We start from the raw sequence: 12,794 nt of genomic DNA, 5'->3' as shown, positions 1-12,794 counted from the left end.
GCTATATCCCCCTTTATTTAAAGGGGGATTTTAAAATCTAAATACTGACTTGATAAAACCTAAATTGATATGACCTTTAAAAGCGAAACAGCATTTGAACAAGCACTCATTGACCTCCTTTTAAAAAAAGGTTGGCAAGATGTCATTAAAAATCCAACAGAACAGGATCTCATTAATAACTGGGCAGAGATTCTTTTCCAAAACAACCGAGAAATTGATCGACTGAATAATCAGCCGTTAACCCAAGGGGAAATGGCTCAGATTATTGAACAGATCAATACACTCCGCACGCCTTTTGCCCTCAATGGATTTATTAACGGTAAAACGGTATCCATTAAACGAGACAATCCAAATGACAAACTACATTTGGACAAAGAAGTCAGCTTAACCATTTACGACCGTCAAGAAATTGCCGCAGGTAAAAGCCGTTATCAAATTGCGCAACAACCGAAATTCCCAACCAAATCTAAAATCTTAAATGACCGTCGTGGCGACATTATGCTGCTTATTAATGGTATGCCACTCTTTCATATTGAATTGAAACGCTCAGGTGTACCCGTCAGCCAAGCGTCACATCAAATCGAAAATTATGCACGTTCAGGCATTTTTACAGGTTTGTTTTCCTTGGTGCAGATATTTGTTGCCATGAACCCAGAGGAAACTTGGTACTTTGCCAACCCTGGCCCTGATGGAAAATTTAACTCAGACTTTTATTTCAACTGGGCAGATTTTAATAACGAGCCGATTAATAATTGGAAAGAGATTGCAGGAACGCTGTTGTCCATTCCAATGGCGCATCAGCTCATAGGCTTTTATACCATTGCAGATAAAACTGATGGTATTTTAAAAGTCATGCGTAGCTATCAATACTTTGCGGTACGTGCTATTTCAGATCGTGTGGCACGTATTGAATGGGATGGGCGTGATCGCTTAGGTGGCTTTGTTTGGCATACCACTGGCTCAGGTAAAACCATGACCAGCTTTAAAGCAGCTCATCTCATTGCGACCTCCAAAGATGCAGATAAAGTCATCTTTTTGATGGATCGTATTGAACTAGGTGTACAGTCACTAGAGCAATATAACAACTTTTCAGAGATCGAAGACTTTGTCCAAGCGACTGAAGACACGCATGCATTAGTCAGTAAGCTAAAAAGTAAAAACCCAAATGAAGTCTTGATTGTGAGCTCAATCCAAAAAATGAGTAATATCAAAAATGAAGATGGCGGTTTAAATGCACATGACATTGAACTGATCAATAAAAAACGCATTGTCATCATTGTAGATGAAGCACATCGCTCTACATTTGGTGAAATGTTGATGACCATTAAAGAAACCTTCCCACAAGCTGTATTCTTTGGTTTTACAGGTACACCGATTCAAGAAGAAAATGAAAAAAATATGAATACCACGGCAACGGTATTCGGGAATGAATTGCACCGTTACAGTATTGCAGACGGTATTCGAGATAAAAACGTTTTAGGCTTTGACCCTTATTTAGTTTCAACCTATAAAGATGCTAAGTTGCGTGAAGCAGTTGCACTTGATGAGGCTAAAGCCAATACGGTAAAAGAAGCCTTAGATGATCCTGAGAAAAAAGCAGTCTATCAGCGATTTATGGATAGCAAGCAAGTTGCAATGGAAGGACATACGGATAAGACGGGTAAATACATCAAAGGGATTGAGGATTATCTGCCAACGTCACAGTATCATCGTACAGAGCATCGCAATAAAGTTGTCGAAGATATCAAAGACAATTGGGTGCAGTACAGCCAAAATAATAAATTCCATGCCATGTTTGCGACCAGTAGTATTCCTGAAGCAATTGAGTACTATCGACTGATTAAAAAGGCGATGCCAGAGCTCAAAGTCACAGCCTTGTTTGATCCAAATATCGATAACACAGGCAATGCAGCTTTTAAAGAGGAAGGTCTGGTCGAAATTATTGAGGATTACAATGCACTTTATGGTATGGAATTTACTTTAGCCAACCATGCCAAAATGAAAACCGATATAGCGGATCGTTTGTCACATAAAGAAGCTTATAAGCGTATTGAACATACGCCAGAAAAACAGCTTGATCTGTTAATTGTAGTGGATCAAATGCTGACAGGTTTTGACTCAAAATGGGTTAATACACTGTATTTAGATAAAGTATTGGAATATGCAAATCTAATCCAAGCATTCTCACGTACCAATCGTTTGTTTGGTAAAGATAAGCCTTTTGGTATTATTCGTTATTATCGTCGACCGCACACCATGAAACGTAATATCGATGCGGCGGTAAAATTATATTCGGGTGATAAGCCATTGGCTTTATTTGTTGATAAATTGCCAAGCAATTTAAAAAACATCAATGACATCTTTGAAAAAATTGATGACCTATTTAAAAATGCCCATGTGTCTAATTTTGATAAGTTACCGGAAGATGATCAGTCATGTGCTTTATTTGCAAAATTGTTTAAACAACTCAACGAATATCTTGAAGCAGCTAAAATTCAGGGCTTTAAATGGGATAAGTTGAGTTATGAGTTTATAGATGAGCAGAAAAAGAAATTTACCATTCAATTAAAGTTAGATGAGCAAACATTCTTAGTTCTGGCACTGCGTTATAAAGAACTGTTCTCGAATGGTGGCAATGGTGGAGGATCAGGTGGCGGTAACATACCTTTTGAAGTGGAAGGCTATTTAACAGAAATCGATACGGATAAAATCGATTCAGATTACATGAACAGTCGTTTTGATAAATATCTGAAAGCACTGCATAACGGCGATTTAGAGCTTTCTGTTGAAGATGCGTTAAATGAATTGCATAAGAGTTTTGCAATGCTCAGTGCCGAGGAACAGAAGTTTGCCAACATCTTCTTGCATGATGTACAGCGAGGGGATGTAGAGCTGATCGCTGGTAAGTCATTTAGAGATTACATTACTGAATATCAAGTTCAAGCGAAAGAGGATGATATACATCATCTTGCAAATGCATTAGGACTTGATGAAACGAAGTTAAGACAACTCATGAATGCTCAAGTCACTGAAAACAATATCAATGAGTTTGGGCGTTTTGATGAGCTTCTAGCCTCAGTAGATAAAGTCAAAGCGAAACAATATTTAGAAGCTAAAGATGGAACTGCCATTCCTCCATTCAAAGTTAATATTCGAGTGAATGCAATGCTAAGGAAATTTATATTGAGCAATGGTAAAGAATTAGCATAGTGAAATAAGACAAGGCCAGATGGCCTTGTCTTATTTTGATTCTATTTTTATTGCTTCAGCTTCTAATAGGTATAACTCATTGATCAATAAAAACTCACGATATTGATGAATTAAGTTTTCATCTTTTTCTCGATGTGCACGAGCATTTCGAAAAGCCATATACGCACCCGTGAATAAATTTACTCGACCTTTAATCTCTGCGCTGTCTGGTACGTCCCAAGTGAGAATGGTATCTTCACCTTGAAAGACTTGTGCAAATAGCTTGGTGCTATGCTCATTAATACCTGTACGTGTACGAACAATATCTTCAAGTCGTTTATATGCTTTTGTTAGTGCGGAGTCGGGATCCTGCTTAAACAGTAAAGCTAAGTCAAAAATTCTTTCATCAATAATCGAGTACGGCAGCTCTAGTGGATAATAACGCTTTAACTTAAAAGTTTGGGCTATTTCATTTTCAAATGGATAAATATAGTCATGCAGACGGATCGGGCGAATGATTTTTTGTTGAAAAATAAAATCGATATCCTGGTCACTCAATGATGAGCTATTCAATCTATTGAGGAGCTTTGTGGACACTAGGATTTCTTCAGTTTCAATTCGATGCTTTCTTAAAGTAGTCAGGGCTTTTGCTAGACCTTTTGGTCCTTCGCCTGAATAACCTGATGTGAATCCACCACGGATGATGTAATAATTTTCGTTTAGATCTTTAAGTATAAAGGCATGAGATTGTTCATTTGTGAGCAATAGTGCATAACTTAGATCTGCATGAGTTTGGATTAAATTGTGTAGGCTAAAGAGACATGTTTCTGTGATTCCAGCGTCACCTAAATAATCGACATGATAGTAGTTTTCTGTTTTGAACATTTTTATAAAAATAAAGAGTCGTTGTTTGAAAAGATGATGGGGTAAATTGGGGTAAAAATCTAGCGCTTTAATTTTTTTAATGATTAGATTTCATTAGGGATTTTAGGTGAGTTAAACTGTCACCATCTCAATCTTGCTCTTATCAACTTATTGACTTTTATTAAGAGAAATACAATTAAAAAAAGTCCTTAAGATATTCAGTTTGTTAGATGATGGATATTCCTAAGGTGAGTTGTGAATCCGAGAAGATGCTTTAGCTTATTTTTTAATGATCTTTATGCACCTATACAGCTGAGAAATTTCAATTATTAAAAGTTGGCGCGCAGGTTTTAATATAAGCTAATGAAATACAAAAGGCTCCGACAAACCCGGTACGATTCAATTTTCAAATGAAGAAGCCTACACACAAAATCTACCGCACTACCAATTGGCCCGCATATAACCGAGCACTCATGAGTCGCGGAAATATTGCCCTTTGGTTGGATCCTGCTACGCAATGGTATGCTCCATCAAAAGGCAAACAAGGGCGAAATCAAATCTACTCCGACGTAGCCATCCAATGCTGCTTAATGATTAAATCCTTATTCCGTCTGTCTTTACGTATGGTTACTGGCTTTGTGCAAAGTCTGATTAAGCTTTGCGGCTGAGCAGCCCCGAATATCAGTGATATTCGTATTCCACCATTTGTAGAAAACAAAAGCATATTGATATTGCAAGCAGCTACCAAAAAAGTAGCGATGGGCTGCATCTACTCGTAGACTCTACAGGCATGAAGCTTCTAGGTGAGGGCGAATGGAAACGCAAGAAACATGGACCTGAATATCGTCGCCAATGGCGTAAACTACATATTGGCATAGATGCTAAAACCCTACAAATACGAGCAGTTCAGCTTACAACCAATAATCTCAGTGATTCACAGGTGCTTGGTGATTTACTTAATCAGATTCCACAAGATGAGCAGATTGACTCTGTTTATACCGATGCAGCTTATGACACCAAGCAATGCCGTCAGGCCATTGCAGATCGGCAAGCGCATGCGGTGATTCCACCTAGAAAAAAATGCGAAACCATGGAAAGATAAAAAGAGTAGCTCGCTAGAGCGAAATGAATTATTTCGAACAGTTAAACGTTTAGGCAGGACACTATGGAAAAAATGGTCAGGCTATCATCGGCGAAGTTTGGTTGAAACTAAGATGCACTGCATTAAATGATTAGGAGATAAACTCAGTGCAAGGCGTTTTGATAGCCAAGTGAATGAGATTCATGCACGTGTAGCAGGCCTCAACAGATTTACGGAATTAGGTCGACCACTTACCCAAGTTACGCCTTAAATTTAGCTCAATTAGGGCGGCTTTGTATTTCAAATCTTTGTGCAACAAAGCTGTAATATATTTATAGCATCTACCAGATGCTATTTTTTCTCTAAAAAGTTATTACCATTCGTCAGAATACCAGTTTTCAGTGATATACAACTTTGTATGTAATGTTTTGTAATTGTACCAAATGTTTAAAAATTACAGGTACAGATATGAACCACATCTTTAAAAAAATCTGGAATAAATCTTTGGGGCGTATGGTTGTTGTTTCGGAGCATGCCAAAAGTGCAGGTAAGACCGACAATACCACAGGTGAGCAACCAAATAGCCTAAGCAAAGTTCAGCATGATGAACAAGGCAAAAACGGGGTTTTTGCCTATAAACCTTTTATTTTACAAAGTCTGGTTTTAAGTATTGCCGCGATTTCGGGAATGAGTGTTTGGGCAGGAGATGTCTGTGATGGCAGTACTGACACTGGTGAACAATCTTTAGACAGTACCGCAGGCGGCCTAGATGCTTTTGCCTGTGGTCATAAGAATGAAGCATCGGGTGATTCTAGCAGTGCATTGGGGTATAACAATAAATCATCGGATAGTTATAGCAGTGCATTGGGTTATAATAATACAGCATCGCAAAACTCTAGCAGTGCAGTCGGTATGGGGAATACTGCATCGGGTTGGGCTAGCAGTGCAGTCGGGGGTGGAAATGAAGCATCGGGTAGTAGTAGCAGTGCAGTCGGTTATTACAATAAAGCATCAGGTAGAGCGAGTAATGCCTTTGGTACAGCCACAATTGCCAATAAACAGGGGGCAATTGCTGTAGGTGGCTGGTATGACCAAGATAACAATAGTAGCTTTACACATGGTGGACCCGAAACCGCAGCAGCCACAGGTGTAAGTTCAGTTGCGATGGGTGCAGGCGTAACCGCAACGGCAGACCGTAGCAGCGTGTTTGGTGTGGGTAGCCAAGCCACGGCACAAAATGCAACAGCGATTGGTTTTAACTCTTTAGCTGATGAAGCCAATACAATTTCGGTTGGTCGTGCAGGTGCAGAAAAACAAATTACCAATGTTAAGGCAGGTACGGCAGATACCGATGCGGTCAATAAAAAACAACTGGATACAGCGATTTTAAGTGTTTCAGGCGGAACTGTCGCCACCGACAACTACGCTCACTATGCTGGTGATACCGCTTTAGGTTCGGCATCGGGTACTGTACATACGACCACACGAACCAATGGAAGAATTACCACAGTAGCAGGCATTACCGTCACTGCAACAGGTGAAAATATTGATGACATTACCTCATTTACTGTAAATGGGGTAACAACAACCAAAGCAGCCGACCCAGACAAAGTTGCTGCCTTTATTAACGCAGCGAAAAACGGCGGAAATATTGCCGTTGGTCTATATAGTAGTGCTGTAGGGGTAAAAAATGTTGCATCGAATTATGGTAGTAGTGCCGTTGGTAGACAAAATAAAGCATCGGGTTTTGAGAGCAGTGCATTCGGTTCTCACAATGAAGCATCGGGTTATGCGAGCAGTGCAGTCGGTTATAGCAATGAAGCATCGGGTGTGAATAGCAGTGCAGTCGGTTTTGGCAATGAAGCATCGGGTGTGAATAGCAGTGCAGTCGGTTTTGAGAATACTGCATCAGGAATAGTCAGTAATGCCTTTGGTGTAAAGACAATCGCCGATAAAAAAGGATCAATCGCCGTAGGTGGTTGGTATGACAAAGATGAAGATAGCTTAATTAATACTATTTTAACAGAAACCGAAACCGCAGCAGCTACAGGTGTAAGTTCAGTAGCGATGGGTGCAGGCGTAAGCGCAACGGCAGACCGTAGCAGCGTGTTTGGTGTGGGTAGCCAAGCCACGGCACAAAATGCAACAGCGATTGGTTTTAACTCTTTAGCCGATAAAGAAAATACCATTTCAGTGGGTCGTGCAGGCGCAGAGAAACAAATTACCAATGTGGCAGCAGGTACACAAACCACCGATGCAGTCAATAAAAAACAACTCGATGATGGATTGGCAGCTAAAGTAGATCAGTCTGCACTTTTCAATCCAGTTACAGGTATTTTAAATCCAGTCACAGGTTTACCAAGCAAAATTGGTTATGACACGCCTACTGTAGATAAAATTACCTTACGTGGTACAGGGGGGACGACCATTTCCAATGTCGCAGCAGGCACACTAGCCACCGATGCGGTCAATAAAGGACAACTGGATACAGCGATTTTAAGTGTTTCAGGCGGAACTGTCGCCACCGACAACTACACTCATACTTCAACCGAGACCGCTTTAGGTTCAGCGAAAGGTACACCGCATGCCACAACAACCACAGCAGGAAAAATTACCGCAGTGGGTGGCATTACTGTAACCACTGACCTAGCGACAGCAGGCATAAGTATTGATGATATTAATTCATTTACAGTGGGTGGGGTCATCACGACCAAAGCAGCCGACCCAGCCAAAGTAGCAGCCTTTATCAATGCAGCCAAGAAAGGCGGAAATATTGCGGTTGGTCAACTGAGTAGTGCGGTAGGTACAGCAAATATTGCATCGGGTAATAATAGCAGTGCATTGGGTTCTAATAATACTGCATCGAGTAATAATAGCAGTGCATTGGGTTATGGGAATACTGCATCGAATCTATATAGTAATGCATTGGGTTATAGGAATACTGCATCGAATCTATATAGTAATGCATTGGGCTTTAATAATGACGCATTGGGTTGGTCTAGCAGTTCGGTTGGTCTTGGCAATCTGACAACACAATTTGCTTCAAGTGCGTTTGGTTTTTTTAATGCTGCTGTCGCCGAATCCTCAACCGCTATGGGGTCGGGTATTAGTGGAGGCGTATCCTCACGACTACGAACTTTAGAAGAAAAAGTTGAAAATGGTAAGTTGGTCAGCGTCAATGGCGTTGCAGTGACTGCAACAGGTAATACGACTGCAACAATTACACATGTCAATGGTGTAGCGGTCGATGAAAATCAAAAATCTCAATTTTTAAATATATTACGACAAGGGAATGTGGCGGCAGGTCAATATAGTTCTGCGATGGGTGTACGCAATTTAGCCACAGGTGTAGATAGCAGTGCTTTTGGCTATGGCAATGATGCATCGGGTGTGAATAGCAGTGCAGTCGGTTTTGAGAATACTGCATCGAATGGAGACCTCAATAATGCTTTTGGTGCCTATAATAAAAACAATGGCGCTGCGAAAAATACCGCGGTTGGTATTGGCAACATAATTAATTCTTCAGCCTGGGGCACTAATGCGTTAGGTTATAGCAATAACGTAAGTAATCTGTATGGTTCAGCCATCGGCACAAAAAATACCGTCACTGTGGTTGGAGGTAATGCCATAGGTCTAAATAATATAGTAACAGGCGGATATGCCAACGCCATAGGTACCGGTAATACCGTGATTGGGCAAAATGGTGCTGCGGTCGGCTCCGGTTTGGCCGACTATGCAGGTAATTTAGGTCCACAGGTTGTTTTAACGCCCTTCAGCTACACACCAACGTTTAGCAGTGTGGGTGGCGTCACCACTTTGGATGGTGTGGTGATAAAAACCAGCGCAGCAGATTGGGCGGCATTATCTGCCAATCCAAGCTTGTTGACCGAAGTCAATGGACAGAGCGTCACAGCAGCACAGGCAACCGATATTATCAATAACTTCAAACAGGGCGGAAACCTTGCATTGGCTGATCGCAGTAGCGTGTTCGGGATTAACAGTAAAGCGGTGGCAACAGGGGCAACTGCCATCGGTTTAAATGCGGTAGCCGACCGTGCCGATACTGTGTCGGTAGGTCAGGCGGGTGCGGAAAAACAAATTACCAATGTCAAAGCCGGTACCACCGATACCGATGCGATCAATAAAAAACAACTGACCGATGCGCTGGCTGCCATACCCAATGCCACCCCTAGCGATAACTATGCACGTGCTTCTAGCTCAACTGCATTGGGTTCAGCCAAAGGTTCTCCACATACCATTACCACAATCTCAGGGAAAATTGCCACAGTGGGGGGTATTGCGGTAACCACCACCGGTGCAGGGACTACTCTGGATGATATTGACTCTTTTACCGTCAATAGTCTGACCACCACCAAAGCCGCCGATCCGGTTAAATTTGCAACCTTTATTAATGCCATCAAAAAAGGTGGCAACCTGGCGATGGATGGTCAAGCCAGTGCCCTGGGTACCGGCAATATTGCCTCAGGGTTATATAGTAATGCGGTCGGTAATAGCAATACTGCATCGAGTGGTTATAGTACTGCGGTGGGTTATATGAATACCGCATCGGGTAGTAATAGCAGTGCGGTGGGTTATGTGAATATTGCATCGGGTTGGTATAGCAGTGCGGTGGGTTATAGGAATGAAGCATCAGGTTTGGGTAGTAATGCCGTAGGTGGTAACAACCTAGCGAAAAGCCAAGCTAGCAATGCTTTTGGTATTACAAATACCGTAGATCATGGTGCATCAAACACAAATCCCTTTATTAGTGATAATAGTAGTAGAACGACAGCCAATGCCTTTGGTAGTGTCAATAATGTAACTGGTGCAGGAGCAACCGCAGTCGGTTTAAAAAATACTGCATCAGGTGTGGTCAGTAGTGCATTTGGTACAGGTGCAACTGCCAATAGAACTGGATCAATTGCCTTTGGTGGTTGGTATGACCAAAATGCTGATAATGAAATTGATGATGCAAGTTTAACCGCATCGGAAACCGCAGCAGCGACAGGGGTAAGCTCAGTTGCTATTGGTGCAGGTGTGACCGCAACGGCTGACCGTAGCAGTGTGTTCGGTGTAGGCAGCCAAGCGACAGCATTAAATGCCACCGCCATTGGTTTTGACTCTTTAGCTGATGAAGCCAATACAATTTCGGTTGGTCGTGCAGGTGCAACAAAACGGATTACCAATGTGGCAACACCAGTAAATGCGACTGATGCCACCAATAAAGCTTATGTGGATACTGCATTAAGTAATTTTACAGCTAATGCCGATACAGTTCTATACGACACCGCCTCGAACCAAGCGACATTAACGCTGGCAGGTGCAAGCGGTACAAAAATCACCAATCTGCAAAATGCTACTTTAGACGCAAACTCTAAAGATGCAGTGACAGGCAAGCAGTTACATGCAACCAATACGGCCTTAACAGATGGTTTAGCCTTAAAAGCCGACCAGACTGCATTAACCACAGGTTTGTCTAGTACATTGGCAGATGCTAAAACTTACGCAGACACGGGCTTAGCTTTAAAAGCAGATCAAACCGCGCTAACCACAGGTTTGTCTAATACATTGGTAGATGCCAAAACCTATGCAGACACGGGCTTAGCTTTAAAAGCAGATCAAACCGCGCTAACCACAGGATTGGCGAATACCTTAACTGATGCAAAAGGTTATACCGATGTGGAAGTTGGTAAACTGGATACTAAACTTGGTACAGAAGTTGGCAACTTAAATACAGCCATTACCAATAGTGCCAATACGATTAACACCCGTATTGATGGTGTGGATACCCGAATCGGCAATGAAGTGACTACCTTAAATACCAGGATTGGTACAGAAGTTGGAACACTGAATACCCGAATTAGCAATGAAGTTGGAACGATGAACACCACAATTTCAGGAATTGATGGACGAGTCACGACTAACACAAATGACATTGCACTGTTAAAAACCAATACAGGGAATCTTGCAGCAAATGCAGTGATCTATGATTCAGCAACCAAAGACACAATTACTTTGGCAGGTACAAACGGTACGAAACTTACAGGTCTGCAAGATGCAACATTAGATGCAACGTCTAAAGATGCAGTGACAGGTAAACAGTTACATGTGACCAATACCAGTGTCACAACATTGAGTGATCGGGTGACCACGGAAGTTGGCAACTTAAATACAGCAATCACAACCAGCGCAAATACGATTAATACCCGTATTGATGGTGTCGATACCCGAATCGGCAATGAAGTCACTACCTTAAATACACGTGTTGATACGACTAATACTGCGTTGGTTCAGGCATTAGGTGGTGGTGCGGCATGGAACAATGGTGTATTCACAAATCCAACTTTTACAATCCAAGGAAAAGCTAAAAATACAGTGAGTGATGCATTCATTGCAGTTGATCAACAATTAGGTGCAATTAAAACCTCTGTATCAGATTTAAAAACACATACAGACCAGCAAGCTGTATCTAATTTAAATGATGCAAAAAATTATGCAGATCAACAAACAACCACTGCATTAAATAATGCAAAAGGCTATACCGACCAGAAAACCACATCAACCTTAAATGATGCAAAAAGCTATGCAGACCAAAAGGCGGTTGATGGTAAAGCCTACACAGATCAGCAAACTGCATCGACACTAAACAATGCGAAAAATTATGCTGACCAGAAAGCTGCCGATGGCAAAGCCTATACTGATCAACAAACTGCATCTGTACTTAATGATGCAAAAAGCTACACAGATCAAAAAGCGGCATCTTCTTTAAGTGGCGCAAAAGATTATACCGACCAGCAAACGGCATCGGCACTTTCCAGTGCGAATAGCTATACCGATGGCAAAATTGCAGATGTGCAAACTCAACTTACAGCCAGTAACCAGTTTGTTCAGGTGAATGGAGTAACTGATGCCCAAGCTGCTTCGGCAACAGGTGAAAACTCGGTTGCGATTGGAACAAATACCGTAGTGACAGGCCATCGCTCAACTGCTGTAGGTGTGGGTAATCAGGTTTCAGGTAATGGTTCTGGTGCCTTTGGTGATCCAAACACGGTATCTGGAAACGGTAGTTATGTTGTGGGTAATGACAATAAAGTCACGGGTGATAATACCTTTGTGCTGGGCAATAATGTCGATACTCAAGCCAAAAATGCAGTGGTATTGGGTAATGATTCTGCATCGGATCGTGATAATACGGTATCAGTTGGAGCAAAAGGCAAAGAACGCCAAATCATCCATGTGGCGGATGCCGTTGAAGATACCGATGCAGTCAACTATCAACAGCTAAAAGCAGCAGAAAAATCGACCAATAACTATACCAATGAGCGTGTAAATGCCTTAAATAGCGCGTTTAATGATTATCGTATGGAAACAGAACAGCGCTTCCATAAAGTGGATGAACGTTTTAACCGCCAAGGTGCCATGACTGCTGCGATGATGAATATGTCAAGTAGTGCTGCCAGTGTCAAAGGACAAAATCGTGTCGGTGTGGGTGCTGGCTTTCAGGGACAGGAACAGGCGGTGTCAATTGGCTATCAACGGATTATTAATGATAATACCTCACTCACCATTGGTGGCGCATTTACCAAGGAAGAAAGTTCGGGTGGTGTAGGCGTTGGTTTTGGTTGGTAAAATTTAAAGCATAAAGGGCTTTGTTGCACAA

At 41.8% G+C, this 12,794-nt stretch carries 3 protein-coding genes and 1 pseudogene; 3 read left to right on the top strand and 1 reads right to left on the bottom strand.

Annotation, left to right across the window (positions count from 1 at the left end):
* Positions 1–69 precede the first annotated feature (69 nt).
* Complete coding sequence (locus tag PYW33_RS11660) at positions 70–3,210, top strand: type I restriction endonuclease subunit R (RefSeq protein WP_004646164.1); 3,141 nt, start codon at positions 70–72, stop codon at positions 3,208–3,210.
* 30 nt (positions 3,211–3,240) lie between these two features.
* On the opposite strand, the gene PYW33_RS11655 is transcribed toward PYW33_RS11660, so the two are convergent.
* Positions 3,241–4,074 carry a TIGR02391 family protein gene (locus tag PYW33_RS11655; RefSeq protein ID WP_004646165.1) on the bottom strand — a complete coding sequence of 278 codons (834 nt, stop codon included), beginning with the start codon at positions 4,072–4,074 and terminating at the stop codon, positions 3,241–3,243.
* Positions 4,075–4,463: 389 nt separating this feature from the next.
* Here PYW33_RS11655 and PYW33_RS11650 point away from each other — a divergent pair.
* A pseudogene (locus PYW33_RS11650) lies at positions 4,464–5,405 on the top strand (IS5 family transposase).
* 197 nt (positions 5,406–5,602) lie between these two features.
* Complete coding sequence (locus PYW33_RS11645) at positions 5,603–12,763, top strand: ESPR-type extended signal peptide-containing protein (protein WP_004646168.1); 7,161 nt, start codon at positions 5,603–5,605, stop codon at positions 12,761–12,763.
* Positions 12,764–12,794: the final 31 nt, after the last annotated feature.

This window comes from Acinetobacter lwoffii, from assembly GCF_029024105.1.
Lineage (GTDB): Bacteria > Pseudomonadota > Gammaproteobacteria > Pseudomonadales > Moraxellaceae > Acinetobacter > Acinetobacter lwoffii.
This window is presented reverse-complemented; position numbering and strand designations above follow the sequence as displayed.

Excerpts from the sequence above, each read along its gene's own strand:
- PYW33_RS11655 (WP_004646165.1), bottom strand. The coding sequence starts at position 4,074 with ATGTTCAAAACAGAAAACTACTATCATGTCGATTATTTAGGTGACGCT.
- PYW33_RS11645 (WP_004646168.1), top strand. The coding sequence starts at position 5,603 with ATGAACCACATCTTTAAAAAAATCTGGAATAAATCTTTGGGGCGTATG.
- PYW33_RS11660 (WP_004646164.1), top strand. The coding sequence starts at position 70 with ATGACCTTTAAAAGCGAAACAGCATTTGAACAAGCACTCATTGACCTC.